Raw genomic sequence first — 26032 nt, 5'->3', positions numbered from 1 at the left:
CACAAGAACTGACGGTGAGTTAACGTGGAGAAGGAACTACCCAAGGCCGTACTCAGGCACCTTGAGCCCGGTGAGGAGGTGCTCTTTTCAATAAGGAAGAAGATCAGCCTGGAAAAACCCAAGTGGCTTCTCGTGACTGATAGGAGGATAATATACCTCGACGAGAAGATCCTCGGAAGATACGAGATGAAAGCTATCCCTTACCAGAAGCTGGAGCAGATAACGGTGAAGCTTGGAGTAATGTCCTCGGAGTTCATAATCCAGGGAGAAGAGAACATTACCCTCAGACTCGGCTGGATGAACAAGGAAGAGGCGAGAAAGGCCATAAACGCTATAAAGGACGCCCTCAACGCTATAGCCGTCGAACCGGTTTCCATCGACGTGAAGAAGGGCCTGACTAGCGAGACGTGGACGTTAAAGAAGCCTAAGGAGTTCATAACGAGAACCGTGCCTGCGGAAGCCATTGTCCAGCATCCGCCTGCCAAAAAAGAAGAGGATCCGCTCGAAAAGCTCAAGAAGCTCAAGGAGCTCTACGATATGGGCATTATTACTCAGGAGGAGTACGAGGAAAAGAGAAAGAAGCTGCTGGAGCAGATTTAGTTTTTCCGCTCCTTAATCCTCTTCATAAAGGGAGAAAAATCAAAGCCTGCCCTTTCTAAAGGCCAGCAGGAGCAGGAGTGCTCCGAGTATCACAAGGCCTGCATAAGAAATCCAGTCCAAGGATTCGCCCGGCATTTCTGGAGACGTTGTAGTCGGTTTTTCCGTCGGGACTTCTATGGGCTCCGTGGTAAGAAGAACCACTGAATTTGTCCTTCCGTAAAGGGTGATGTTAAGCGGCTCAAGCTCGCCCCATGGCAGACCCCTGTAGAGCTCGACCGAAAAGACCGTCCCGTTGGGGAGCGGCACGACTGTAAAGTAGTAGCCCGTACTCGACTTTATCAGCGGCCTCGGCTCGGCCAACTCCGGGAGGCTTCCCTTGATCCAGAGGAAGCCCGTCAGGTTGCTGCCATTGACGACTATCAGCGAGGGAACGTCCTCACTGGAATAGTAGCGCAGCTTTACGGTGTTGCTCTTTCCGTAACTCGTCTCAACGTAGACGGAAATCCACGAGTCCTCAGTTTCCACCTCAGGGACCTCAACAAGTATCTGGTCGTCCTCCCACGAGAGCACCTTCGCCTTCTCGCCGCCGATGAATACCTCTCCATCGTTTCCAAAGCCCACTCCGGCTATGAGAATCCTCTGGCCCGGCTGAGCTGTGTAAGGCGTGAGCGAGCCTATGAGAGGTTCTTTCTGCTCCCCCTCCACGTGGAAGATGTAGATGGAATTGCGCGGGAGTGTCACGCTTGCTCTACCATTTTCAACCACCATTTCGGCCCCATGGAGGGCATCGACGTATCTCCCATCGCTCCAGTCGAGCGAAAGCGTGAGGTTTTTGTCCGGACCCTTGTTCATGACCACAAGGAGTCTATGGGCCCCGAAGGCTCTCTCAAATGCCCAGACGTTGTAGTCAGCGTAGAGGGTTCTGAAGTCGCCGAAGGCTAAAGCGTCGTTGGTCTTCCTCAGCTCCGCAAGGGTTCTGATTATCCGCGCCGCCTCCGTTGTGTTGTTGAAGACCATCATGGGCCTGTTGTAGGGGTCGCCCTTTCCGTCCTTGCTAACCAGATAGCTCTCGTCGCCGTAGTAGATAACCGGAATGCCAGGAAGAGTCATTGTCAGTGCTAGCGCCATGTGGTAGCGGTCCAGACGATGGTTCTCGTTGAGGAAGCGAACGAGGTCGTGGCTGTCGAGGAAGTTGACCTGTTTGTTGGGATAAACAAAGAGTGAATAATAATCCTCGAGCTCCCTCGCGAGATCCTTCACGCTTCCCCCATAGGCGAAGGTTCTCACGATGTCGTTCCTTATCGGTATACCGAGCAAGGGAGAGACGTTCGAGTAGAGGTAGAAGTAGTACATATCGTCGGTTTTCTGGGGGCTGAGGGAGTAGTACTCACCGTAGATGAAGAGCGGCCTTTCAGAGCTCGAGTAGAGGCCCAGGTAGAAGCTCTCCAGCCATCCCAGATCCATATGCTTTACTGCGTCGATCCTGAAGCCGCAGGCGCCGGCCTCGACGAAGAGCCTCGCACCTTCCTTCAGGTATGAATCCACCCAGGGGTTGAGCTGATTGAAGTCGGCTAAGCCAAAGAGGTTAGCGTATTTGAGCTGAAAGCCAAACCAGTCGCCTATGTCCCCGTTGTGATGATATATTAACTCCTTACTGCCGGTGTAGGGGTTCACCGTTGCATTTTTGGCGTCGTAATAGTAGTTCGTCACGAGCGTTCCGTTGTCGTAGAGCGAGCCGAGTTCACCATCCGTCGCAGGGTTCGAGTGATTGGGGACGTAGTCAACGATGATGCAGATTCCCCTCTTTTCCGCCTCTTCAACGAGCCTCTTGAAGGTTTCCCAGTCACCGAAGTGCTCCTCTATGCGCTTATAGTCGTGCGTCCAGTAGCCATGGTAAGGAGCGCTTCTACCGGCCATCCTGTTGATGTTGTCGTTCAGGGGCGAGAGCCAGATCATCGAGACACCGAGGCTCTGGATGTAGTCGAGCTTCTCTATAAGGCCCTCCAGATCGCCGCCCCAGTAGAGGCGGTAGTTGGTGTGCATTGGATCGTAGAAGGGTTCGTTGTTGCTCTGGTTGCCGTCGTAGAACCTGTCTACCATGACCTGATAGATGACCCCACGCTCGGGGACGCTGTACGCTTCCACTGAGGGTAGGATGAGAAGGAGTATGAAAACCAGCACGAGTGCTCGCTTCATTATATCACCAGAAGTGATAAGGAAAAGGGCTTAAAAAAGTTCACATTCCGGCTATGTCTCTGAAGCGCAGGGAGATGTTGGAACCCAGTATCCCATCGTTCGCCGCCTTGAGAACCCTGAGTCTGTACTTGCCCTTGTCGGCGTTCCATTGGAGCACAGTGCTGGCAGTCTCCTCGAGGAGGTCTAGAAGCTCCGGTACTTTCTTCTCCATGACATCCCTGTTTATGAAGTAGAGCGCGAAGCGGCTCTTCTTCCCAACAAACATCGAGATATTACGGACGAGCCTTATAACTTCCTGCCTTTCAAGGGCCACGAAAAGCTTGTAAATGCCTAAGACGGGATTGCAAATGACATCTTTTGGTAGGACTTTCTCGTAAATTTTTTCATAATACTTGAAGTCCAGGGAGTACTTATCAACCTCAACCCTTCCAATAACGTTTCCCACTTCGCGGTTTCCGCCAATTTTTATTACGGGAGCCCCCATAAGATCGTCAGTGTTCAGACCCATAAGATAAAGTCTAACAACGTATTCGGCGAAGGTGTCAGAGATGTCGTCGATTAAAATAGGAGAACCTCTTTCCATGCACCTGCGGCACATAAGATACAGAAGAAGCTCGGGTGAGGACACTGAACTGTATTCAACCAGCACGGTCTCTCCTGGCCTGAGTTTAAAGAGTATCGAGTCAATTCCATGACCGACCATGCTTGTACCACCCAGCATATTTTTGACTACCGAAGTATAAAAGCTTACCGAGGGGATAAAGATTTCATATGATTTTGCCAATTGCTAGAACCCTGGGCGAGTAAAAGGAGCCTCTTCTGATGAGCTCTTTTCCAACGGCTCTTATTGAGTCCAGTAACTCAAAGACGTTGCCGACGAGCATGTTGTCTTTGAAGGGCTCAACTTTACCACCTCTGACTACATATCCAAGCTCAACCGTCAGGGAAAAGTCGCCGCTTATCGGGTTTGCAGTGTGCTCGCCGAAGACCTTCTTGATTACAATTCCCTCAAAGTCCTCCAGGCTTTCCTTTCCCGGCTCAACCACCACGTTGCTCGTCCCTATGTGGGGGACGGTTCTAAAGTCCCTCACTGCATTACCGGTGCTTTCCATGCCCAAAAGCCATCCATAGGTTTCGTCAAGGAGAAATCCCCTCAAGAAACCTTCCTCAACAAGCACCGTTTTCCTTCCCGGATTACCCTCGCCATCAAAGGGGTAGCTCCCGATCCCGTTATCAATTGTGGCATCGTCAGTTATCGTCAGCTTCTCGCTGGCAACTCTCTTCCCAAGCTCGACAAAGCGCGAGCGGCCGTAGTGGACATTGTCTCCAAAGAGGTTCTCTAGAAAGATACCCATTATGGCCCTGAAAGCCGGGGGCTCGAGAAGAAGCTCGCCTTCATACGGCCGAAACCTTTCCGCATCCCAGCTCATATCCGCATCCTCAATCGCCAGTTTTATTGCCCTTTCCAGCTCTTCAAACGACTGGAGCGAGCGGTAGGACTGGTAGTATGAGCCGCTCCCGGTTCTGGTTCCCTTCTTAACCGCGTATGTGCTCACGCTCATTCCGGTGCTTTTATCCTCCAGGAAAATTCCGTTGGAGTTCGCTATGCCATAGAAGTTCACTCCAAATGCCAAGGAGCCGGAGAGAGTGTACTCCTCCCTCCCCGCCTTCAGCTCGATCATCCTTTCGGCGAAGTTTTGCGCCATGGCATGGGCGTCCTCAAAAGGTATCTCGTCTATACGCTTATCATATAGACCCCTAATCTTGGCAGGCTTTTTCTCGGACGGGAAGCCCCTGAAGGGAACCTCACTGACCCTGGCGAGCTTTATCGTTCTCTTCACAAAGTTCTCAAGGGTCTCTATATCATGGCCGATGCCTGTTATATAGGAAAACCCAAGCCTGCCTTTATAACCGACCCTGAGACCTATTCCTGAGTGGAACTTCCTCTGGGAGCGCTCGAGCTTCTCGTTCTCTATCTTAAAGGAACCGCCACGACCTCTCTCCCAGTAAATCTCCCACTCAACGTTTTCCCGCTCCATGATTCTGATGAGTCTCTCGATCATCTTAATCCCCCCACAACAGCCCTCGTTAGAACGTGCGGCCCGCCATCGTCAACCGGAACCCACTGGCCCTTGCCGCAGTAGCCGGGGAACTCAACGATCAGGTCGCTCCCTATGGCACGTATATTCTTTAGGACGTCAAGTATCTTGCCGGATAGAGCGACGTCACGAACCTGCTCCTTTATCTCGCCATTCTCGATTATGTAGCCCTCTTTAGCTCCAAAGGTGAACGTTCCGTTGGCGGTATCAACCTCACCACCCTTGTCGCCTATCATGTAGAGGCCACGCTTAACCTCGCTCAGCATCTCCTCAAAGCTCCAATCCCGGGGTTCAACGTAGGTGTTGGACATCCTCGCGAGGGGCTGGTAGCTGTAGCCCTGAGCCCTGCCGTGACCGTTGGGCTCCAAACTCAGAACCGCCGCTGTCTCTCTGTCGTTGAGGTAGTTAAGGAGAACGCCGTTCTTGATTATCTCTACACGCTTCGCCCTGATCCCTTCGTCGTCGTAGATATAGGAGCCGAACTTGCCGGGCAGAGTTGGGTCGTCAACGACGGTGAGCTCCTCCACGGCTATTCTCTCACCGAGCCTCCCCGTCAGGATGCTCTCGCCCGTCTTTATAGCATCTGCCTCGGCCGCATGACCCAGAGCCTCGTGGATGAAGACGCCTGTAAGCTCAGGATCCATTATCACGTCAAACTCCCCGGAGGGAGGGGACTTCGCGCTGAGCAGGGAGATGGCCTTCTCCCTCACAAAGGCCGTCCAGTGAGTCAGATCAACCCCTTCAACCAACTCCCAGCCGGCTGCTCCCCCGAAGCTCTTCCAGTACTGCTGCATCTCACCGTTGCCTTTGGCCGTGACCGAAAAGCTCAGCCTTATCCTCGGAACTACCGTCTCTATCTCGCTCCCGAGGGAGTTGAAGTAGAGCTGTTCCTTTAGACCGTCCCCATAGGAAACGCTCCTGTTTGAAATGGAATCTCCTTTAAGGAGTGAATCAACCTCCTTGACAAGAGAAAGCTTGTCCTCGATGTCAACGTCCAAAAAAGATTGCTTGACCTTTATCTCCGCCCTGTCATTCACGGGATCGCCAAGGTATATCCTCGAGTCACCCTTCGAGAGCTTCGCTATCTTCATGGCCGTTTCTATCGCCCTCTCCACCCTGCTCATGTCATTGGCGCTTGAGAAGCCCCAGGCCCCATTGAAGGCCCTTACGCCTATACCGATTTCGGTGTTAAGAGCAAGCTCCTCAAGCTGAGAGTTCTGCATGGTGAGGTGTGAAGCGGTGACCTTGGTTATCCGTATTTCATAATATAATATACCGTAACGTCTCGCCAGCTCCTCAGCTTTCCTCATCAATCTCTCCATACTCTCACCAGAGGACATAAAAGGGAGAGCATTTATATTCGTTCCTATAGAGGGGTGAACCACAAGAGTTTAAGTGTTGGACATGGAGAGGCGTAATGAAATCCTCCACCGCATCCAAAGCAAACCCGGGATAACCTTCAGAGAGCTGGCAAGAGAGCTGGGAGTAGGCATAGGCGACCTGCAATACCACCTCTACAGGCTGGAGAAGGAAGGCAGGATTTTTTCAAAAAAGCTCGGCAAGAGGCGCTACATCTTCCCCAGGGGCTTCGAGAAGGAGTACCAGAAGCTTGTCATAGCGATATCAACGGAAACGAGAAGGAAAATCCTGCTCCTCCTCATGGAGGGACCCATGGGACAAAGCGAGATAGCAAAGCGCCTGAATCTCAGCCAGCCGACGGTGAGCTACCACATGGGAGAGCTGGTGAAGCTTGGAATAGTTGAGGCAAGACGAGAGGGAAAGAACGTGATATACACTCTCACCTACGACCCTGCGATAATAGCACGCGTAATAAGGGACTACCGCCCGAGCCTCTGGGAGAAGCTTGCCGACAGCCTGATAGACTTGCTCACAAGCGTGGGTGATGAGGAATGATTGAGACTGTCCTAGCAATTGTAGCAATAATCCTTGCCCTGGCTTTAGCCGGAGTGTCGCTCATAGCCTACAGAAAGAGCCACCTCCGCGCGGCGCTCTACCTTATAATCGCCTTCCTCCTGATGGCGATAAAGAAAATACTGGAGGCACTTCACTTGGCCGCGTGGATAGAGAGAGACATAAGCATAGCCGTGGGCGGACTGGAGGTAATCGTCCTGCTCCTCTTCGTCCTGGCACTATGGAAGCGTTAGCGGACGATCATGACGGGCGGCTCTATGGAGCCCACGATCTCCTCAAGCAGGCTTCCTATTCTCGTCTTTCCGCTCCTTCCGTAGGCCCCCATGACAACAAGGCCATACTTCCCAGAGTTCGCCTCCTCAAGGATTTTCTCCTTCGCGTTCCCCTCCACTATCCTGAATGAGCAATTTACCTCTTCCTGGTGACAGAGCTCAAGGAGGTTCGTCATTATGTCCCTTATGCTCTTCTTCATTTCCCTCCAGATCTCCTCCTCGAACTTCTGGACGTTTTTCAAATCCTGGCTCAGCATGCCCATATTGAAAGCAAGGGCCTTCGCCTCCCTTCTGTCGAGAACCGAGAAGAGGGTGACCTTACCCTTCTTTTTCTTGGCCATCGAGATAGCATGAAGCGCCGCCTTCTGACTCCACTTTGAGCCATCAACGAGCACGAGTATCCTCATCGTTCACACCCCTATGTACCTAATCCAGAGCAGGCCCATGCCAGCAGCAACCGTTGTGAACATTATGACCAGGCCTATCTTCAGGAAGTCCATGAAGGTGATTTTCACTCCCTCGCGGGAGGCTATACCAAGGACAACTATGTTGGCGGAGGCACCTATGGCCGTGCCGTTGCCTCCGAGACACGCACCCAAGCTTAAAGCCCACCAAAGGGGATACACGTCCATTGAGGTTCCCATCGACTTTATGAGCGGTATCATGGCGGCCGTTAGCGGAATGTTGTCCACTATGGCCGACGCTATCGCCGAGAACCAGGTCACCATCACGAGCGCCTGGCCGGTTGTGTGAACGTAGCCTAAAAGCCACTGGGCGACATCATCGATAACGCCGGTTTCCACGAGGGAGCCGACTATTATGAACAGCCCCATGAAGAAGAATATCGCCGTCCACTCGATTTTTTCGAGTATCTCCGTGGGCTCCATCCTGCTCCACATGAGCAGAACCGAGGCTCCAGTAAGGGCGACGACGGCCGGCGGTATCTCCAGCCTGTCGTGGACGAAAAAGAGCAGGACGACGCCGATTATCACGGTTACAGACTTTTTGAAAAGGGTGTAGTCCCTTATGGCCTCGTCCTCCCTCAGCCTCTCAATGGTGGAAAGAATCCTCTCCCTCTTCGCCTTGCTGGTCTTCATCTCATTCCTGTAGGCGAGGTAGATTATTCCAAGTGCGATGGCCAGATCGATGGCAGCTATTGGCCCCATGTTCAGGAGGAACTCGGTAAAACTCAGCCCTGCCGCGGAGCCTATCATTATGTTCGGGGGGTCTCCGATGAGAGTCGCCGTTCCGCCTATGTTGGAGGCGAATATCTCCGCCAGGAGGAACGGGATTGGGTTAACGTCCATGAGGCGTGTTATGTAGAGGAGCATCGGGGTGAGCAGCAAAACCGTCGTGACGTTATCGAGGACAGAGCTTACAAGAGCTGTGACAAATGAAAACAGGATCAGGACTTTCATCGGGCTTCCTTTTGCAAACTTGGCAGTTTTTATCGCTATGAACTCGAAGAGACCGCTCGCCTTGGCAGTGTTGACGATTATCATCATACCTATGAGGAGGAGAAGCGTTCCAAGGTCAAGGTACTCCGGGAGCCTCTCCCATGGGACAATGCCCAGAAAAAGGACTATCGATGCCCCAAAGAGAGCCGCTACAGTTCTGTGAACTCTCTCGCTGATTATGAGCGCGTATGTAAAGAGGAACACTGCAACCGCTATGATCACCTGCTCCATCGGCATCACCTAATAAATTATCGTTGGCTTAACCACGTGCTGGACTATCTTGAGGACGACCGGGCTGAGCGGGGACATCTTGGTTATCTCCGAGCCGTAGCCCCGTGAGATCACGAGGAGGTCAAACTCTTCGGCGAGTTTGATAACGACGTCACTCTTGCTCCCGAATATGTGCCTCTTGCTTACCCTCAGACCGATATCATTCAGGCTAGACGCTATTTCCGTGAGCATCTTCTCCCCCAACGCCCTTTCAGCGATCTTCAGTTTTTCGGCCTCAAGCTTTCCGAGGGTCTGCTCAATCATTCTGAATGCCATGCTCTCGGAGACGTAAACAAGTGTAACTGACGCCCCGGCGTAGGCCTCAAGCGTTTCGTAGAGCTCGGATGGAATCCCATGGGCAAAGCGGTCAATGGGAATCAGAATCGAGTTTATCTCCGGAAGAACGAACTCCTCAGGAAGGAGAAGGAACTCCCGATAGCGCTTCGTTATCTCTTCGTACCTATCGCCCGCGATGTTCTTGAACTTCTTCGCGATGAGTTTGCTGAAGATGTCCATAGCTACCCCCAACCTGGGAGGATAAAGAGGTGATTTAAGCTTTTTGCCGCCCATTTTAGAGGGTTGAACCACAAACGCTTTATTATGCCTTAACGAGCTAAAATCCGGGTGAGAAAAATGAAAAAGGCAGTAGTCTCGCTGCTGATACTCATGCTTCTGCTGCCGTTCGCGTCCTTCACAGCAGCTCAATGTCCCAGTGAAGGACACACGGTGATTCTCAAAGCTCCAGCCGTTTCAAGGACTGCCGAAGGAGAGCTCGTTGGCGTTGCCACGGACTTCGTCATAACAGTCGCCCCGGGAAGCGGACACGTCTACGTCGAGACGTGGCCGTTGGCGGAGGTGGACATGCAGGCGAGCGCGAGACTTGCGGCGCAGATAGCCGGAAAGGTTCTCGGCGTCGACATGAGCAAGTACGACGTTTTCATCCAGATAAAGGCGGATTCTCCAATCATAGGTGGTCCCTCAGCTGGAGGAACTATGACCGTTGGAATAATCGCGGCCCTTGAGGGCTGGCAGGTCAACCCGAAGGTCATGATGACGGGCATGATAAACCCCGACGGAACCATAGGACCCGTTGGAGGGATACTTGAAAAGGCCGCCGCAGCCCATGATGTAGGTGCGGAGGTATTTCTCATTCCCCAGGGCCAGAGGATTCAGTACGTTGAAGAGACCCAGAAGAGAGAAATCGGGGGAATAGTTGAGATAAACACCCAGACCAAGAAGGTCGACGTCGTCGAGTACGCCAAGGAGCGCTGGGGTCTTCAGGTAATCGAGATTAAAGACATCTACGATGCCGTTTACTACTTCACTGGCCACAGAATTCCAAGGCCAGAGGCTCCGGCCTACGTCAAAATAGACACCTCCTTCCTTAAGGAAGATGCACTGAAGGACTACGATAACACAACGGCCTACTACCGGGAGACCCTCGAGAAACTGAAGAAGAGCGACGTGAACTACGCGACGTACACGACCCTTAGGGAGGCCCTCAACGAGGCCGATGGAATACTGAACCAGTCAAAAAGCGCTCTTGACGACGGAAGGTACTACACCACCCTCAGCAAGGACTTCCAGGCGAGGATAATAATCCGCCACGTGGACTGGTACCTGGGTGTTGAGGGTCCCGAGGACGTCCAGAAGATTCTGAAAACCGTGGAGTCTCAGATAAACGCCTCCGAGAGGATAGTCTCCAACGTCACGATAAGGGGCACAACGATGCTCCAGGCAGTGGCCGCCGCCGAGGAGAGGGTTGAGCAGGCAAAGAGCATACTCGACGAGGCCTGGAAGTACTACTACAGCAATGACTACTGGAACGCCGTTGGGGATGCCGCCTTTGCGTATGAGAGGGCAAAGACGGCCGTATTCTGGGCCCGGCTCGGCGAAAGATTCGCCGGGGGCGATGTTATAAGCAGGGAAGTCGTCAAAGCCGTTGCGAGGGACTACATCGATGAGTCCAACCTTATAGTCACATACATAGAGTCAATGTACGGGACAGTCGGAGGAGACCTGAGTCAGAGCATAGTACAGGCGGAGCAGTACTACGAGGACGGCAAGTACTCTGCGGCACTGTTTACGGCAATGGAAGCCCGCGTACAGGCACAGGTATTCCTCGACACCCTCGGAATAGACAACCAGACCGTCCTCCTAGACAAGCTCAAGCGCATGAAGGAGGACGCCAAAGTTGCCATAGCCCTTGCCCAGAGCCAGGGCATAACGCCCGTGCTGGCGATAGCCTACTACGAGTTCGCCGAGAGTTACGAGGAGAATGGAAGCCCCGAGGACATTCAAACGGCTATGATATTCTACATGTACGCAAAGGAAACCGCTGGACTCTTCCTCAGCACACTACCGACACCAGTGAACGTTCTGCAGGACAACACCACGGGCATTCCCCAGATAGTGATTCCAACCTCAACGGACTCCAAAACTGCAACGAACTCAGCAACGTCAACATCAAAGGCTCTAAGCGACGGACTGATAATAGCGCTCCTCGTTGGATCGTTCATCGTCGGAGCGGCCGTTGGTAAAAAGCTATGAATAACCCGAGGGGAGAACCTTCACTCCCCTCTTCTTTAACAGTTTGACCTCCCATTCTGCAAGGCTCGGACAGACTGTGCAGCCCAGACGGTAGAAGCCTTCGTAATACAGTGGGTGCAGTTCGAAACCGCGCATGATAATGAAGAGCTGAACCATCATTCCACTCCAAAACTTGATGGGCATGACTTCAAGGAACTTTCCGAGGATATCGTTCTTCCTCTCGATGACTGGAGGTTTAAGCCTCCTCCTTGCACTCTCCCCATCGCGGTCGCCGACCACTAAAAGCGGCCTCTCAAACTCACCCGCCGCTTTGTAGAGCGCCTCCACCTTCTGCCTCGTGCACCAGCGGTTCCTGTGGATCGGCATGCCGAACTCATCGAGCGGCATCGGGACATCCACGCGGACTAAGTTGATTTTAAGTTTTCTGGCGAGCTTCTCAACGTATTCATCCGTGAGCGGCATCTCGTATTCCATTCTGACGTAGATAGCCGTGACGTCCCTGAAGACCTCACTGGCCAGTATCAGTGTGGCAGTCGAGTCTTTCCCACCGCTCCATGGGACGATGAGGTCATAATCCTCAAACTGCCGCAGGAAGGCCTTGCTCGCCTCTGCAAAGGTATCGATGTAATCTTGGTTGAGCTCTATCAGACTCTCAAGGGAAACGTCCTCCGGACATGGGCACCTCCAAAGAACCTCAGTCGGAACGCCGAGCTTTTTGCTGACCTCGGCAACTTTGTTCGGACCGGAGAAGTAGACCTCCTGGTTCATTAGTTTTCTAAGAACGAGGGAGTTTTCTCCCAGCTCAACGTCGAGAATGCCTTTCATCGCCTTTCTGAAGTCCTCGCCGAGAGCCAGGTAGATGTCATAGTCGGGGTTTATCTCGATGCCGAAGGGATTATCCGGATTGAGCCTGTAAGCGCCACTCCACTCGATTCCAAGTCTGAATCTGGCCTTTATCTCCTCCAGGTGGCCGTAGAGCTCATCGACGCGCATGTTTCTGACGCGCTTGGTTCTCAAGAGCCGAACGTAGAAGGGCTTTCCAGTCTCGCGAAGGACCGGCAAAACATCTTCCATCAAATCCTTCTCCTTCTCGCCGAAGAGCAGAATAGGAATGTAGGGGTCCCTCAGGAGTTCTTTGAGGGCATTCTCAACCTCCCCAAGAGTCCTTCCGCCGCCGAGGCCCGAAACCTTTAGAAAACCCCCGTAGTTGCGCTCGTTTATATACTGAAGGGCTTTGGCGTCTTTCCTTGCCCTGGCCATCACATGGAACATAGAAAAAGATTTTAGGAGAAGCTTAAAACCTTTGCCGCCGATGACGAGAACTCCCTGGACTGAGCCGTGATGAAGACCGGTTTCCTGAGGCTATGCCAGAGCTTTCAGGTACTCCACGTAGACCTTCTTAACCCTCCTCAGTGACTCTACACTCACCCACTCATCGGCGGAGTGCCAGTTCCCTCCGATGGGCCCGTAAACGATTGTTGGCTTGCCCAGATATGTTCCGAAGTAGTTGAAGTCCCCGACGCTTCTGCCGTAAGTTATCTCCGGCTCCCTTCCGAAGAGCGAGCCGTGGACCTTTTTGAAAAGGTTCACAAAGCGGTCGTTTTCCCTTACAGTGTAGGGCAGCATCTCGGGCGTTGGCCTCGGGAACCTCTCTATTTTGAGTTCGACCTTTAGATCGAGCCTCTCAGCAAGTTTTAGGAGCTCGCCCCTGACTTTTTCCCAGTCCTCACCAACGACAACGTGCCTGTCTATTATCGCCTTCGCATAGTCGGGAACGCTCAGACCGTCGGCGGTTCCTTCGATGTGGAGCGTGCAGTATGAGCCCGTGCCGAGCTTCCTGTGCCTCTTGAAACGTATCCTTGAGAGGTTTCCAACGAGTTTCCCAAGCTCCTCAACGGCATTGATTCCAAACTCCGGCCGGGCTGCGTGGGCCTTTCTTCCAAAGGCCTCGACTTGGATCACGAACCGTCCCCTCGCGCCGAGCATCAGCTTCTCGTTAGTGGGCTCGGCAACGAGCACGATGTCAGCATCACTAAGTTTTCCACTCTCTATGAGCCTCCAGGTTCCCCGGGAATAGCCCTCCTCGTCGGAGACGGCGGTGAATATGATGTTTGGCCGCTCTCTTCTCGGAAGCTCAGCTATCTCAATGAAGGCAGCCATGATAGCGGCAAGACCTGCTTTCATGTCCGCACTGCCGAGGCCGTAAAATCTATCGCCATCGAGCTCGCCCCAGGGATTCCTTGTCCAGCCCTTCGAGAGATTCACGGTGTCCATGTGGCCGTTCAGAACAACGGTGTGGCCCTTACCAGGGAGATAGACAATCACGTCGTCGCCAAAGCCTTCAACCGGGAGGAGCTCCACCCTAAAGCCGTGCTCTTCAAGAAACGAGGCAATAAAACGGGAGATTTCTCCTTCTTCGCCAAAGGGAGAGCGAATGGAGACGAGCTTCTTGAGGAGTTCGAACTCCATGATGGTCACCAAAGACTAAAAATGGCAAGCATCTTAAAGCCCTTTCTCAAACACTTTTGCTTGTGCAGGCAAACTTTGTGGGACAAAGTTTGATCAAAGGATAAACTTCTCACTAAACGGGCAGGAAATGAGTTTGCATCTTTTTTAAGCTTGCCAATTTAAAGTGAGTTTAATTCAAAAAGCTGGCAAGTTAAGAGGTTTTCCCCCTTAATGCCCAGAGGGGCATTATTTTGAAGCGTAAACCCTGAAGATTGACAATTTAAATGTAAACTCGCTTAGAAGTGGGCAACTTCAGAATGAGATGCCAACTTTGATCAAACTTTTCTGTCGAAAAGTTTGTTTTTTGGTGGACCGGGCGGGATTTGAACCCGCGGCCTCCGCCTTGCGAGGGCGGCGCTCGTACCAGGCTGAGCTACCGGCCCACTCCCGGTTATAGTGAACCTGATCCAGCTTTAAAAAGTTTTGGTTATATTTCGGGCATTCCATAGACACAACGTAGATGAAAAATAGACGGTAGAAGGAAAGGCCATCACTTCTTTAGAATCTCAACTATCTGCTCGGCGACCTGGACGCCGGCCCTCATCTGGGCCTCGACGGTCGAGGCGCCGATGTGCGGGGTGAGGACAACGTTGTCGAACTTCGTAAGCGGGTGACCTTCGGGCAGTGGCTCCTCCTCGAAGACGTCCAAGCCAGCTCCAGCAATCCAGCCCTCCTCGAGGGCCTTGACAAGGGCTTCGGTGTCTATAACGGCTCCCCTGGCCGCGTTGATAAGGATGGCGGTCGGCTTCATCAGCTTCAGCCGCTCCTCGTTTATCATGTGGTAGGTGGCATCGATAAGCGGGACATGAAGCGTAACAACATCGCTCTCCTTGAGAAGCTCCTCCAGGCTGACGAACTTTCCTCCAACTTCTTTGGCCCTTTCCTCATCTGGGTATGGGTCGTAGAGGAGGACGTTCATACCAAGAGCCTTTGCTAGCTTGGCCACGTTGTAGCCTATTCTGCCGAAACCGACTATGCCTATGGTCTTTCCTTCGAGCTCGATTCCCATACACTGCTTCTTGGCCCAAACGCCCTCGCGCATCTTCCTGTCGGCGAAGGCTATCTTTCTGGCAACGGCAAACATGAGGGCGACGACAAGCTCAGCGACGCTCCTGCTTGAGGCGGCTGGACTGTTGACGACCTTTATGCCCCTCTCCTTGGCGGCCTCAAGGTCGATGTTGTCGAGGCCGACGCCAGCCCTTCCGATAACCTTGAGCTTTGGAGCCGCCTCGATAACCTTCCTGGTCACCTTAGGCTTGCTCCTGACTATAATCGCCTCAACATCCTTGGCGAGCTCTATCAGTTTATCCTCATCTGGATACTCCTCGCAAACTACCTCAAACCCAGCGTTCTTCAAAACCTCTATTGCCTTCTCGTGCAGCGGTGCGGCAACCAAAACCTTGACCACATTCATCCCCTCCTCTTTATTGCCATGAGCATGACCTGATCGGAGGCGTCCTCAGCGCGGTCGGCTATGTCGCCAATTTTCGTCAGTATCTGGTTCCATACAAGTTTTGCATAGGTTGTGACAGTCTCGCTTTCAAAAACCTTGCCCTTAATGTCGTACTCAACTTCGTCAGCTTTCTCCTCGGCATCTTCAACGACCTTTGCGAGTTCTATGGCCCTGTCAACGTCGGAGTTGAGTGCATTGACAGCCTCGACAAGAACCTTGTACGTCTCGATGGCGGAATCCACAAGCTTCATGAGCTCATCCCTGAGCTCAAGCGGAACTTTCGGCTTAGCCAAAATGAGCGTGTGGGCAGCGCTTTCGGCAGCGTCTGCCACCTGGTCAACCAGCTCTGAAAGCCTGACGTAGTCACCCCTGTTGGCAGGAAGGAAAGCCCCCTCATAGAGCATCGTCTCTATGCTCCTCCTGAGCTTGTCAGCCTTGCTTTCCAGCTGATCCACTTCCCTCTCGAAGGCCTTAGCCCTTTCAAGATCTCCATTCAAGTAAGCAACCATAAGCTCCCTAAAGGCAACGAGGGACTCGTTGACAACCTCAAGGTGCTTTTCAATAGTATCAAAAACCCCACTTTCTTTTCCGCCAAATATGGGCATTTTTCATCCCCCACAATAACCTCGATTGGTGGGTTTATCTACTTTGCTCCTCCTTGGCCTTAATGAGCGCCCAGAGAAGCTCGTTCCTTGGAGCCTCAAGCCCCACACTCTTCGCGTACTCCACTATCTTTCCGTGAATGTAGTCAACCTCTGTCCTCTTTCTTCTCTTTATGTCTTGGAGGGTTGAGTTGTAGTTCTCACGGGTTTTCTCTATTGTGTCCCAGAGAAGCTCCAGTGGGTGGATCTCAAACTCTATCCCCAGCTGCCGCGCCACCATGCATCCTTCGCGCGCTATATCCACAGAGATGCCCTCGAGGTAGGGATCATCCTTCAGAGAGCCGTTCTTCACTTCGAGAACAGTTCCAAGTCCATTGATGACGGAGTTGACTATGGCCTTCGCCCACTTCCAGCCGATAACGTTCTCGGTTGTATGCGTTTCTATTCCGGCCCCGTTAAAAGTCTCCGCGACCTCTTCCACGAAGGGATGGGCTCCAGTAGGATACTTTCCTACGACCGTTATTCCCCTGCCGGTCCACTTCACTCTGCCCCACTCAACCAGCATGGCCCCATTGGTGGTTATTCCCCCCATGACGTTTGGAGTTATCTTCAAAGCCAACTCCTCGTTCCCGAGGCCGTTCTGTATGCTCAGCACCCAAGTTTCCGGGCCGATGCAGTTCCTTGCGCACTCCAGGGCAGTTTTAGTTGAATACGACTTTGTGGCCAGTATGAGAAGATCTGGGGGCTCTTCAGGAGCGTAGAGGCTTGCATTGGGATAAACTGTGAACTCCTCAACGCCAAGGACGTGAAGGCCGTTCTCATTTATCGTCCTCACCTGCTCCTCCCTGCCGATGAGCGTTACATCGTTTCCAGCCCTCGTCAGAAGGGCACCGAAAAGTGAACCTATCGAACCCGCACCGAGGACGTAAATCTTCATCTCACCACCGCAATCGTTTAAAGCCTCCCCCTTAAAGCCTTACCGATGAAGCTCAATGTGATTCTGGTCGAACCTGAGGGGCCCGCAAACATAGGCATGATAGCGAGAACGATGAAGAACTTCGGCTTCAATGAGCTAGTCCTGGTCAATCCCAACATCACTGAGGAGAGCTATCTCTATGCAGTCCACGCGCGGGACGTTCTAGAGAGGGCTGCCATCGTCGAGACCTTCGAGGAAGCGCTGGGACTCGTGGATCTGGCTGTGGGCACTACCGGGAAGCCGGGGAAGCGCTACATCCCAGACAGGGCACCCATGATGCCCTGGGAGCTGGCGGAAGCACTCCAGGGTTATTCAGGTAGGATTGGCATCTTCTTCGGGCGCGAGAGCATCGGCCTGAAGAACGAGGAGCTTGAGAGGATGGATCTAACGGTCACCATCCCGACAAGCGAGATTTACCCAGTCATGAACCTCAGCCAGGCCGTTGCGGTGATACTCTACGAGCTTGCCAAGGGCGGAAGGGAAGCTCCCCATCCCTCACTCGAACCGGCAACGCGGGAGGAGAAGGAGGCCCTCATCAGAACCTGGGAGAGGCTTTTGGACGTTCTGGATTACCCGAAGGACCCCGAGAGGAAGGAGGTTTTCGTCAAGATTTTCCGGCGCTTCATGGGGCGAACCATCCTCTACGGAAGGGAGGTTCACACGCTCATCGGACCCTTGAGAAAAGCGGCGTTAAGACTGGAGGAATGTGGAGATGCTGAGCGTTGAGCGCTTTGATATCGCGGGGGAGGAAGTCTGGATCGCGGTGATTTTCGACGAGAAAATTCAAGGGATTACCTTCTCCCTAGATGGGGAGGGATTTCTGAGGGAGAGAATCGCCAACATGGCGTTCTTCCTCAAGAAAAGGGGTGTCAATGTCGAATTAACCCTACTTGAGTCAGACTATCCCAGACTCGTCCGCGACGTCATTCTTGGAAAACTCGAGAACGAGGAGCTCCTTCCGGAGCTGGGTTTTCTGGGTGTAACATCCTTTGAGCGCCGTGTTTACGAATGGCTAACAAAAAGGGTTAAAAGAGGAAGCGTTGTAACGTATGGAGAGCTGGCAAAGACCCTTGGAACTTCCCCGAGGGCCATTGGAGGGGCTATGAAGAGGAACCCCTACCCCATAGTCGTTCCCTGTCACAGAGTCGTGGCCTGGGACGGACCCGGCTATTACACGCCAAAGCTCGAGTACAAGACCTTCCTGCTGAAGCTTGAGGGGGTGGAAGAATGGACAAGCTCAAAGCGTACCTGATAGGATTCTTAATTGCTATCATAGCGATAGCGGGAGCGATAATCTACAAATGGGGCTTCACCATGCTCTTGAGGGTAGTTCTTACCCTTGGATTCCTCGGCGTTACACTGACCCTGCTCTTCTTCACCGCGCTGACGTTCTACGCCGAGAGCTGGAAGTATGGAGCAATCTTGGCGATATTCACGGTGATAAGCGGCTATGGAACATACCTCAGCGCAACCTGGCAGAACCCTAACATAATCGCGGGGATAATAGTATTCTTCGTTGCAATTCTTGCCTTTGGCATATGGTACATCAGCGAGCCCGATCTGGGCCTGGCCGACCGCTTCCGCTCGGCCGAGAAGCTCGAGAGGATGGGCAAGTACAAGGCAGCAGCCAGAAAGTACGAGAAGGCCGGCAACTATCTGAAGGCCGCCGAGATGTACGAGAAGCTCGGCTGGATGGAGAGCGCAGCCTGGGCCTACGAGAAGGCCGAGAAGTACGAGAAGGCGGCTGAGATATACGAGGCCCTCTATGAGAAGGAGAAGGACACCTACTACCTCAAGGAGGCCCACGAGTACTGGAAGAAGGCTGGGAACATGGACAGGGCAGCTAAGGCCCTTGAGAAGTACGCCGAGGAGGAGCCCTGGTTCTGGGAGGATGTCGCTAAGCTCTACGAGGAGCTGGGCAACGAGGAGAAAGCTAGGGAGGCATGGGAGAAGGCCCTGGATTACTACACCAAGGAAGCACAGGAGGAAGGCGTCTTCTGGGAGGACGTCGGAAACATAGCGAGGAAGCTCGGAAGGGAGGAGCTGGCAAAGAAAGCCTACCAGAAGTTCCTCGAGTACTGCCTCAAGGAGGCCGAAGAAGACCCGATGTGGTGGAAGCACGTCGCTGAGGCCTATGAGTACCTCGGCGAGAAGGAGAAGGCCGAAGAGGCAAAGAAGAGGTACGAGGAGTACAGGACAAAGATAATAAAGGCGAACGAGGAGACATCGAAGTTCCCAGAGGAAGGGAAAAAGGGGTGAATTTTCATCTCATTCTTTTAATTCTCAAAACAGTCGCCAAAATGAGCACGGCTCCTATCAGAGCCCCCACCACTCGTGGTTCCAAGGAAATTGAATATGGGTTACCAGATGGGGTCTCAGTAATCACACGTGAGTGCTCCCAGTCCCACTTTTTGAGGAACTCTGAGTAGTTCTCGGGGCTGAGGTTGTACTCACAAGGGTCTGGACCACCGAAGGCCCATGCCGGATCTACCAGAGGCCTCATGAGCATGTACTCCACCCTTCCTTCCCTCATACTCACCATCGCTTGGCTTCGTACGTTTCCCAGCAGTATCCACAGTAGTAGTAGCACCATTTGGTAGGTAGCCATGTATAGACCATATCATCCCCAATGAACATATGAATCCGTTTGTAGCGAGCGGAGACGTTGAAACCTGCCTCCTCGTATTTCTCGAGAAAAGAAGTTTTGATGTATTCCCAGTCGTAGCTACTCAGGTTGAAGACGCCCACATCATACTGTTTTTCCTCAAAGCTGCGGAAAACTGAGTCCCCCCTTGCGGTTATTCTAACCAAGGTTTCATTGTCGTAAGGCTTAAAGATTACTATTTCGTCCCCGTTGAGGCTTAAGACTTCATCCAGAGTGCAGTTGTGACAGGTAATATCGACCCAATAGACGGGCTCATCGAGATGGACTAAATCAAATAGATTCAAAGCGAAAGCGTTGGGGATTGGGATTAAGAGAAGCATCAGTACAATGGCCTTTCTCAACATGGACATCCCCTAAATTTTCTACGTGATTGGATTTAAATGTTACTCAGGTAAAAAGAAGGTACATCAAGAGGAAAGACATCGCAATTACATCAGGCTGAAGGATATTTCTCCTTCCGGTATTTCTTCAGGTTTCCACGCCATAATGGATCTTCCCGCTTTTTCCATTCCCAAATGAGGAGCAAAACAACAAATGTCATCAAAAGAAGAACTCCAAAGGTTTTCTGCCTCTCAACATAGAGTATCCTGTAGAGGGTTGGGTGATGCCAGAACAGTTTGGATTCAAAAGAGTCATCGCAGGGATCTGGACATGCACCAAAGACCCAGCAAGGATCAATCAGAACCCGCTGCTGATATAATCTTACGCTTTCGTTCTTTTCCACAAGAGTGCCGTAAATCTCATCGTAACAACCAAGGGAGACTCCGCATTCTCCATGACACGCCTTTATTTTTGTCGTGAACATTGCATTGTACGCTGTAATCGAGGCCTGCCACTCCCGAGAAGAAAATGTTATGTAACCGTGGCCACCTGCGGCAGAAGGAACAGGAACACCAGAAAGACCGCAAGTCCCCGTTTCATAGGCATCTAAGAAAATATGGGAGAAAGAACTTAAACATTACGCTCATAAATCGTCATCGAAACTCGCCAACCTTTTTAAAATCCAGCCCGGATTTTTCTCAAGGTGATAGCGATGATGGGAATGAACCCAAGGCAGATGAAGAAGCTCATGCGCCAGATGGGCATCAAGATGGAAGAACTTGAAAACGTTGAGGAGGTCGTTATAAAGCTCCCAGACAGGGAGATAATCCTTCGTGACGTTTCAGCCATGGTGATAACCGCTCAGGGAGAGAAGAGCTACCAGATAGTTGCCGGCAGGGAGGAGGTAAGGCCAATCCTCAAAATTTCCGAGGAGGATATCCAACTCGTCATGGAGCAGGCGGGCGTTGACTACGAGACGGCAAAGAAGGCGCTTGAAGAGGCCGAGGGCGACCTCGCGGAGGCCATCCTCAAGCTCACTGAGGGCTGAGAAATTTTCCTTTTATTAAATACAAAGTAGAAAGGGAAATCACTCCGTTCCATGCTCTTTTTCAAAGGTCTCTATGGCCTTCATGAGCGGTATGAGGTGCATAAGCGCTGGACCGCCGGCCATGAGAACCGCGACGAGACCGGCCTCGATGAGCTCTTCTTTCTTAGCGCCCGCTTCGAGTGCCTTCTGGGTGTGGAGATAGATGCACCACTCACAGCCCTGAGCTATGCCGAGGGCAAGGGCAATAAGCTCCTTCTCCCTCGTTGTGAGGGCCTTGTTGTCAACAACCTCGCGGAGGAACCTAGAAAAGGCGGCTATCTCTTTCGGGTGCTCCTTGCCGAGCTTATCAAGGAGCTCCTCTATTTCCTTCAACTTAACCTGGACGTCCTCACAGTCCATGGGGATCACCGTATAAAGATTGCATTCCAGGTTTAAAGGCCTATCCTAAACTTTGGGTTGAGAACTACCTGCTCCAAAAGGATATAAAGGGAGAAACTGAGGCTCTGATGATGAGGGCAATAGGGGTCATCAGAAAATCCAGGCGCGAGAGGATAAGCCGGGAAGAGTTCGAGGAGCTGTTAAGGAGTGCCGGCTACGAGGTAGTGGCGATTCTCGAACAGAACCGTGAGGAGCACCCTAAGTACAACATCGGAAAGGGAAAGCTCGAGGAGCTCAAAGAGCTCGTGAGGGAGCTTCAGCCGGATAAGGTCATCTTCGCCAACAAGCTCACGCCAAGTCAGGCCTACAACCTCTGGAAGGAGCTGAGGGTGGAAATAATAGACAAGTGGCAGCTGGTTCTTGAAATATTCGAGAGGCGCGCGCATTCAAAAGAGGCAAAGCTCCAGGTGGAGCTGGCGAGCCTGCAGTATGAGGTTCCCCTCGTGAAGGAGGCCATCAGGAGAATAAAGCTCGGCGATAGGGCAGGATTCAAGGGAATGGGTGAGTATCAGACCCAGCAGTACCTTAAGCACATCCGCTACCGCATGGGCAAGATAAGGAAGGAGCTGGAGAGGGTAAAGGCGGACCGCGAGGTTAAAAGGAAGCGCAGGGAAGAGGTCGGCTTCATTCTGCTCGCCTTAGCGGGCTACACGAACGCCGGAAAGTCAACACTCCTCAACACTCTCGCGAGGGAGGAGATAGAGGCAAGAGACCAGATGTTCACCACCCTGGACACGACAACGAGGCGCTTCAAGCTCGGCGGTAAGAGGGTTCTCGTCACCGACACGGTCGGCTTCATTGACGGCCTCCCGCCGTTTATCGTTGAAGCCTTCCACTCCACGCTGGAGGAGATAGTTAAGGCCGATATAGTCCTGCTCGTTCTCGATGTGAGCGAGCCCTGGCCGGAGATACGGAGGAAGTTCCTGGCATCGCTCAACGTCTTGAGGGAGCTTAAGGCCTTGGATAAGCCTATGGTAGTCGTCCTCAACAAGAGGGACCTGACGAGCGAGGAGGACGTTAAAGATAAGGCTGAGAGGATAATGGAGATAGTCGAGGAGAGGGGGATAAACGTCTCCCGCGCCGTTTCCATCTCGGCCAAGTTCGGTCAGCTGGAGGAGCTTTATGGGGCGCTGGAAGAGGTGGTACTAACCCTGCCCAAGTATGGGGCCTTTGAGATAACCGTGAGGGAGCCTGAGAAAGTTCCTCAGGTCATGGCTCTGATAAATGCTATCGGTGAGGTTTTGTCTGTTGAGTACGGTGAGGAGACGAAAATAGAAGCCTACATCCAGACGGGGATGATAAAGGAGCTGACGAGGCTGGGGGTCGAGATAAAGCGGCTAAACCAGCCCCACCAATGAGAAAGCCTTGAAGATTCCAAGGGCGATGAATATCGCCGTCAGCGGCGTCGCTACCCAGCCGAAGACTATGTCCTTTATGACGGACTTGTCAACACCTTCTCCCGCGATGAGACCAACTCCTATGACTCCACCGACTATGGACTGGCTGGAGCTCACCGGGAGACCGAAAATATTGGCAAGGCTCACAGCTATTGCCGAACCGAACTGTGCTGCGAAGGCCGAGATCGGGCCGAGGGCGGTTATCTTCTTTCCAACAGTGTGCATCACCGCGTAGCTAAAAGTTAGAGCGCCTATCGAGAGCGCTATCGCACCAAAAATTCCGGCAACCTTCGGCTCCACGAAGCCGGCACCGACCAGAGGTCCAGATGCATTGGCGACCTCGTTGGTGCCGAAGTTAAAGGCCATGTACGAGCCGCCGAGTATAGCGAGAGCCTTGTAGAGGGCCTCAATCGTAGAGACGCTTTTTATGCTCGAAATAACCTTGGAATAGAACTTGTACAGGATTATCGCCAGAATCCCAGACAGTATGGGCGAGACAACCCACGCAGATGCTATTTTAACGAGCGTGTACCAGTTGATTGGAGCATCGACAGCAAGACCAACTCCTATAACACCGCCAACTATGGCCTGAGTCGTGGAAACCGGAAGGCCCTTGACGGTGGCTATCGTGACCCAGACGCCAGCGGCGAGAAGTGCTATTACCGCCATCTCTATCGTGAGGTAGCCTTCGGGGACGATGCCCTTGCCGACGGTTTTCATAACCTTATAGCCCTTCAGATAGGCACCCATCAGGACGAATATCGCTATGGTGAGGGTGGCTTGCCGAAAGCTGAGTATTCCTGCACCTACTGCTGTTCCCATAGCGTTGGCTGAGTCGTTCGAACCTATGTTCCAAGCTATGTAGAATGCCACTGCTATTGCTGCTATCACTAGCCCGTCCATAGGGACCACCTATATAGTCTATATATCTCCCTTTAGACTGTGGCTTAAAAAATTTTGCCAATGACTGCACGAACTTTTTTCGAGAAATGATGCCATAATTGTTCCATTGACGACTGACAAAGTTCATGCCTACCCAAAGACATCTGCCGAAGGCTGCTTAACCCAATACCGAAACTTAAATAAATGCAATAGATGAATAAGTTTTGACAAATTTAAGGAGGCAGGAATGATGATAGAGATTCGTTTTCACGGTAGGGGTGGACAGGGTGCAGTTACGGCTGCCAACATATTAGCTTCAGCCGCTTTCCTTGAGGGCAAATACGTCCAGGCGTTCCCGTTCTTCGGAGTTGAGAGGCGTGGAGCACCTGTTACGGCATTCACCAGGATCGACGAGAAGCCCATCAGGATTAAGACCCAGATCTACGAACCTGACATAGTCGTCGTCCTTGATCCGTCCCTTCTCGACACTGTCGATGTCACCGCAGGTCTCAAGGACGGTGGAATCGTTATCGTCAACACCGAGAAAAGCAAGGAAGAAGTCCTCGAGAAGCTCAAGAAGAAGCCCGCCAAGCTCGCTCTGGTCGACGCCACCACCATAGCCCTTGAGATACTCGGCCTCCCGATCACTAACACCGCCATTCTCGGTGCCGTCGCCAAGGCCACTGGCGTCGTCAGCCTTGAGCACGTCCAGAAGGCCATCCAGGACGTCTTCTCCGGAGCCCTCGGCGAAAAGAATGCCAAGGCTGCAGAAGAGGCCTTCAACAAGACCGTCATTTACGAGCTCTGATTCTCTTTCCTTATAATCCTTACAAGGGGTGAAGAGAGTTGAACACGTTGTTTGGTGAAAAGAAAGAAGGGGCCACCAAAATCGTCCTCAAATCCGTGGACGAGTATCCAGAGGCCCCTATAACCCTGGGAACGACCCTCATCAACTTCACTGGTGACTGGAGGACGTTCATACCAGTCGTTGATGATAACAAGTGCGTCAAGTGTTACATCTGCTGGAAGTTCTGCCCCGAGCCAGCGATATACATCCGCGAGGACGGCTACGTCGGCATCGACTATGACTACTGTAAGGGCTGCGGTATCTGTGCGAACGAATGCCCAACCAAGGCTATAACGATGGAGAAAGAAGAGAAGTGAGGTGTTGAGCATGGAGTACAAGCCGATTAGAAAGGTTGTGAGCGGCAACTACGCGGCCGCTTACGCCGCCAAGCACGCCCGCGTTGAGGTTGTGGCGGCTTACCCAATCACCCCTCAGACGAGCATCATCGAGAAGATAGCGGAGTTCATAGCCAACGGTGAGGTTGAGAACCTTCAGTACGTGGCTGTTGAGAGTGAGCACTCTGCTATGGCCGCATGTATAGGAGCTTCAGCAACTGGAGCGAGGGCCTTTACGGCAACCTCTGCCCAGGGTCTCGCTTTGATGCACGAGATGCTCCACTGGGCGAGCGGCGCGAGGTTGCCGATAGTTATGGTTGACGTCAACAGGGCTATGGCCCCGCCGTGGAGCGTCTGGGACGACCAGACCGACTCCCTAGCCCAGCGCGATACGGGCTGGATGCAGTTCTACGCCGAAAACAATCAGGAGGTTTATGACGGCGTTCTGATGGCCTTTAAGGTTGCTGAGACCGTCAATCTGCCAGCGATGGTCGTTGAGAGCGCCTTCATCCTGAGTCACACCTACGACGTCGTTGAGATGATCCCCCAAGAGCTCGTCGATGAGTTCCTCCCGCCGAGGAAGCCGCTCTACACGCTCACCGACTTCGACAACCCAGTCTCTGTTGGAGCCCTCGGAACTCCCGCTGACTACTACGAGTTCCGTTACAAGATAGAAAAGGCTATGGAGAAGGCTAGAAAGGTCATCAAGGAAGTTGGCAAGGAGTTCGGCGAGATGTTTGGAAGGGACTACAGCCAGATGATAGAGCTCTACAGGACTGACGATGCTGACTTCGTCTTCATGGGCATGGGTTCACTCATGGGAACCGTCAAGCAGGCCGTTGACATTCTCCGTGAGGAGGGCTACAAAGTCGGAGCAGCCAAGGTCCGCTGGTTCAGGCCATTCCCGAAGGACGAGCTCTACGAACTGGCCAAGAATGTGGAGGGAATAGCCGTCCTCGACAGGAACTTCTCCTTTGGCCAGGAGGGCATACTCTTCAACGAGGCCAAGGGTGTGCTCTACAACACCGACGCAAAACCGATCATAAAGAACTACATCGTCGGCCTTGGAGGCAGAGACTTCACTGTGAGCGATGTCAAGAAGATAGCAGAGAACATGAAGGCAATCATCGAGAAAGGAGAACTAGATGTAGAGGTGGACTGGTACCACCTTAAGAGGTGAGAAT

The 26032-nt window shown here is 52.6% G+C and carries 29 protein-coding genes and 1 tRNA gene; 12 read left to right on the top strand and 18 right to left on the bottom strand.

Annotation, left to right across the window (positions count from 1 at the left end; all coding sequences use genetic code 11):
* Positions 1-24 precede the first annotated feature (24 nt).
* The gene (locus tag E3E32_RS08725) at positions 25-600 is read left to right on the top strand and encodes a PH domain-containing protein (protein ID WP_167731383.1); all 576 of its coding nucleotides are present in this window, start codon (positions 25-27) and stop codon (positions 598-600) included.
* 39 nt (positions 601-639) lie between these two features.
* Here the strand turns inward: E3E32_RS08725 and E3E32_RS08720 are convergent, their stop codons facing one another.
* The 4 genes from E3E32_RS08720 to E3E32_RS08705 form a co-directional block, all read right to left on the bottom strand.
* Positions 640-2796, bottom strand: coding sequence for an alpha-amylase family glycosyl hydrolase (locus E3E32_RS08720; protein ID WP_167731382.1), 2157 nt, complete (start codon positions 2794-2796; stop codon positions 640-642).
* A 40-nt stretch (positions 2797-2836) separates the two neighbouring features.
* Positions 2837-3499 (bottom strand): DUF257 family protein, encoded by a 663-nt coding sequence (locus tag E3E32_RS08715; protein ID WP_167731617.1) that lies wholly within the window; start codon positions 3497-3499, stop codon positions 2837-2839.
* 64 nt (positions 3500-3563) lie between these two features.
* On the bottom strand, positions 3564-4859 hold the full coding sequence (locus E3E32_RS08710; protein WP_167731381.1) for a TldD/PmbA family protein: 1296 nt from the start codon (positions 4857-4859) through the stop codon (positions 3564-3566).
* The gene (locus E3E32_RS08705; RefSeq protein ID WP_167731380.1) at positions 4856-6217 is read right to left on the bottom strand and encodes a TldD/PmbA family protein; all 1362 of its coding nucleotides are present in this window, start codon (positions 6215-6217) and stop codon (positions 4856-4858) included. The genes E3E32_RS08710 and E3E32_RS08705 overlap by 4 nt, the downstream gene beginning before the upstream one ends.
* An 82-nt stretch (positions 6218-6299) precedes the next feature.
* Between E3E32_RS08705 and E3E32_RS08700 the strand changes: the two genes are divergently transcribed.
* Together E3E32_RS08700 and E3E32_RS08695 are read left to right on the top strand one after the other, a co-directional pair.
* The gene (locus E3E32_RS08700) at positions 6300-6809 is read left to right on the top strand and encodes a metalloregulator ArsR/SmtB family transcription factor (protein WP_012572417.1); all 510 of its coding nucleotides are present in this window, start codon (positions 6300-6302) and stop codon (positions 6807-6809) included.
* Positions 6806-7060, top strand: a complete 255-nt coding sequence (locus E3E32_RS08695) for a hypothetical protein (RefSeq protein WP_012572418.1) — start codon at positions 6806-6808, stop codon at positions 7058-7060. Before E3E32_RS08700 ends, E3E32_RS08695 begins: the two co-directional genes overlap by 4 nt.
* On the opposite strand, the gene E3E32_RS08690 is transcribed toward E3E32_RS08695, so the two are convergent.
* Genes E3E32_RS08690 through E3E32_RS08680 form a run of 3 tightly spaced genes read right to left on the bottom strand, consistent with a single transcriptional unit; the run spans position 7057 to position 9342 of the window.
* Positions 7057-7506 carry a universal stress protein gene (locus tag E3E32_RS08690; protein WP_167731379.1) on the bottom strand — a complete coding sequence of 150 codons (450 nt, stop codon included), beginning with the start codon at positions 7504-7506 and terminating at the stop codon, positions 7057-7059. The genes E3E32_RS08695 and E3E32_RS08690 overlap by 4 nt on opposite strands.
* A 3-nt stretch (positions 7507-7509) precedes the next feature.
* Positions 7510-8787 (bottom strand): SLC13 family permease, encoded by a 1278-nt coding sequence (locus tag E3E32_RS08685; RefSeq protein WP_167731616.1) that lies wholly within the window; start codon positions 8785-8787, stop codon positions 7510-7512.
* Between the two features lie 9 nt (positions 8788-8796).
* Positions 8797-9342, bottom strand: coding sequence for a universal stress protein (locus E3E32_RS08680; protein ID WP_012572421.1), 546 nt, complete (start codon positions 9340-9342; stop codon positions 8797-8799).
* Between the two features lie 117 nt (positions 9343-9459).
* Here E3E32_RS08680 and E3E32_RS08675 point away from each other — a divergent pair, with 117 nt between their 5' ends.
* Positions 9460-11376 (top strand): S16 family serine protease, encoded by a 1917-nt coding sequence (locus E3E32_RS08675; RefSeq protein ID WP_167731615.1) that lies wholly within the window; start codon positions 9460-9462, stop codon positions 11374-11376.
* Here E3E32_RS08675 and E3E32_RS08670 read toward each other — a convergent pair.
* The 6 genes from E3E32_RS08670 to E3E32_RS08645 form a co-directional block, all read right to left on the bottom strand.
* Entirely contained in the window at positions 11371-12648 is a 1278-nt protein-coding gene (locus E3E32_RS08670) for a phosphoadenosine phosphosulfate reductase family protein (RefSeq protein WP_167731378.1), read from the bottom strand. The two genes, E3E32_RS08675 and E3E32_RS08670, sit on opposite strands and share 6 nt — an antisense overlap.
* 90 nt (positions 12649-12738) lie before the next feature.
* Entirely contained in the window at positions 12739-13845 is a 1107-nt protein-coding gene (locus E3E32_RS08665; protein ID WP_167731614.1) for a M20 family metallopeptidase, read from the bottom strand.
* A gap of 344 nt (positions 13846-14189) precedes the next feature.
* A tRNA-Ala gene (locus E3E32_RS08660) sits at positions 14190-14267 on the bottom strand.
* Positions 14268-14374: 107 nt separating this feature from the next.
* The gene (locus E3E32_RS08655; RefSeq protein WP_167731377.1) at positions 14375-15298 is read right to left on the bottom strand and encodes a hydroxyacid dehydrogenase; all 924 of its coding nucleotides are present in this window, start codon (positions 15296-15298) and stop codon (positions 14375-14377) included.
* On the bottom strand, positions 15295-15942 hold the full coding sequence (locus E3E32_RS08650; RefSeq protein ID WP_167731376.1) for a TIGR00153 family protein: 648 nt from the start codon (positions 15940-15942) through the stop codon (positions 15295-15297). The genes E3E32_RS08655 and E3E32_RS08650 overlap by 4 nt, the downstream gene beginning before the upstream one ends.
* Positions 15943-15976: 34 nt before the next feature.
* Positions 15977-16876 carry a 2-dehydropantoate 2-reductase gene (locus E3E32_RS08645; protein WP_167731375.1) on the bottom strand — a complete coding sequence of 300 codons (900 nt, stop codon included), beginning with the start codon at positions 16874-16876 and terminating at the stop codon, positions 15977-15979.
* Between the two features lie 45 nt (positions 16877-16921).
* Between E3E32_RS08645 and E3E32_RS08640 the strand changes: the two genes are divergently transcribed.
* Genes E3E32_RS08640 through E3E32_RS08630 form a run of 3 tightly spaced genes read left to right on the top strand, consistent with a single transcriptional unit; the run spans position 16922 to position 19174 of the window.
* Positions 16922-17641 (top strand): RNA methyltransferase, encoded by a 720-nt coding sequence (locus tag E3E32_RS08640; protein ID WP_167731374.1) that lies wholly within the window; start codon positions 16922-16924, stop codon positions 17639-17641.
* The gene (gene otg / locus E3E32_RS08635) at positions 17628-18167 is read left to right on the top strand and encodes a methylated-DNA--protein-cysteine methyltransferase (protein WP_167731373.1); all 540 of its coding nucleotides are present in this window, start codon (positions 17628-17630) and stop codon (positions 18165-18167) included. Before E3E32_RS08640 ends, otg begins: the two co-directional genes overlap by 14 nt.
* A complete protein-coding gene (locus E3E32_RS08630) occupies positions 18143-19174 on the top strand; it encodes a tetratricopeptide repeat protein (RefSeq protein WP_167731372.1) in 1032 nt (343 codons plus the stop codon). The genes otg and E3E32_RS08630 overlap by 25 nt, the downstream gene beginning before the upstream one ends.
* A gap of 4 nt (positions 19175-19178) precedes the next feature.
* Here the strand turns inward: E3E32_RS08630 and E3E32_RS08625 are convergent, their stop codons facing one another.
* The 3 genes from E3E32_RS08625 to E3E32_RS08615 all read right to left on the bottom strand — a co-directional run bounded on the left by E3E32_RS08625 (position 19179) and on the right by E3E32_RS08615 (position 20385).
* Positions 19179-19433 (bottom strand): hypothetical protein, encoded by a 255-nt coding sequence (locus tag E3E32_RS08625; protein WP_206205260.1) that lies wholly within the window; start codon positions 19431-19433, stop codon positions 19179-19181.
* Between the two features lie 17 nt (positions 19434-19450).
* Positions 19451-19930, bottom strand: a complete 480-nt coding sequence (locus E3E32_RS08620; RefSeq protein ID WP_167731370.1) for a hypothetical protein — start codon at positions 19928-19930, stop codon at positions 19451-19453.
* An 83-nt stretch (positions 19931-20013) separates the two neighbouring features.
* Positions 20014-20385, bottom strand: a complete 372-nt coding sequence (locus E3E32_RS08615) for a hypothetical protein (protein ID WP_167731369.1) — start codon at positions 20383-20385, stop codon at positions 20014-20016.
* Between the two features lie 228 nt (positions 20386-20613).
* Between E3E32_RS08615 and E3E32_RS08610 the strand changes: the two genes are divergently transcribed.
* Positions 20614-20949 carry a nascent polypeptide-associated complex protein gene (locus E3E32_RS08610; protein ID WP_167731613.1) on the top strand — a complete coding sequence of 112 codons (336 nt, stop codon included), beginning with the start codon at positions 20614-20616 and terminating at the stop codon, positions 20947-20949.
* Between the two features lie 39 nt (positions 20950-20988).
* Here E3E32_RS08610 and E3E32_RS08605 read toward each other — a convergent pair whose 3' ends face one another.
* On the bottom strand, positions 20989-21348 hold the full coding sequence (locus E3E32_RS08605; RefSeq protein WP_167731612.1) for a carboxymuconolactone decarboxylase family protein: 360 nt from the start codon (positions 21346-21348) through the stop codon (positions 20989-20991).
* Between the two features lie 110 nt (positions 21349-21458).
* Here E3E32_RS08605 and hflX point away from each other — a divergent pair, with 110 nt between their 5' ends.
* Positions 21459-22745 (top strand): GTPase HflX, encoded by a 1287-nt coding sequence (gene hflX / locus E3E32_RS08600; protein WP_167731368.1) that lies wholly within the window; start codon positions 21459-21461, stop codon positions 22743-22745.
* Here the strand turns inward: hflX and E3E32_RS08595 are convergent.
* Positions 22725-23687, bottom strand: coding sequence for an inorganic phosphate transporter (locus E3E32_RS08595; RefSeq protein WP_167731367.1), 963 nt, complete (start codon positions 23685-23687; stop codon positions 22725-22727). The genes hflX and E3E32_RS08595 overlap by 21 nt on opposite strands.
* A gap of 229 nt (positions 23688-23916) precedes the next feature.
* Here E3E32_RS08595 and E3E32_RS08590 point away from each other — a divergent pair, with 229 nt between their 5' ends.
* The 3 genes from E3E32_RS08590 to porA are packed head-to-tail and all read left to right on the top strand — an operon-like array spanning position 23917 to position 26028.
* Entirely contained in the window at positions 23917-24474 is a 558-nt protein-coding gene (locus E3E32_RS08590) for a pyruvate/ketoisovalerate ferredoxin oxidoreductase subunit gamma (RefSeq protein WP_048055181.1), read from the top strand.
* 38 nt (positions 24475-24512) lie between these two features.
* A complete protein-coding gene (locus E3E32_RS08585; RefSeq protein WP_048055100.1) occupies positions 24513-24830 on the top strand; it encodes a 3-methyl-2-oxobutanoate dehydrogenase subunit delta in 318 nt (105 codons plus the stop codon).
* 10 nt (positions 24831-24840) lie between these two features.
* Positions 24841-26028 carry a pyruvate ferredoxin oxidoreductase gene (gene porA, locus E3E32_RS08580; RefSeq protein WP_167731366.1) on the top strand — a complete coding sequence of 396 codons (1188 nt, stop codon included), beginning with the start codon at positions 24841-24843 and terminating at the stop codon, positions 26026-26028.
* Positions 26029-26032: the final 4 nt, after the last annotated feature.

The organism is Thermococcus sp. GR6, assembly GCF_012027415.1.
In the GTDB taxonomy this organism is placed as follows: domain Archaea; phylum Methanobacteriota_B; class Thermococci; order Thermococcales; family Thermococcaceae; genus Thermococcus; species Thermococcus onnurineus.
This window is presented reverse-complemented; position numbering and strand designations above follow the sequence as displayed.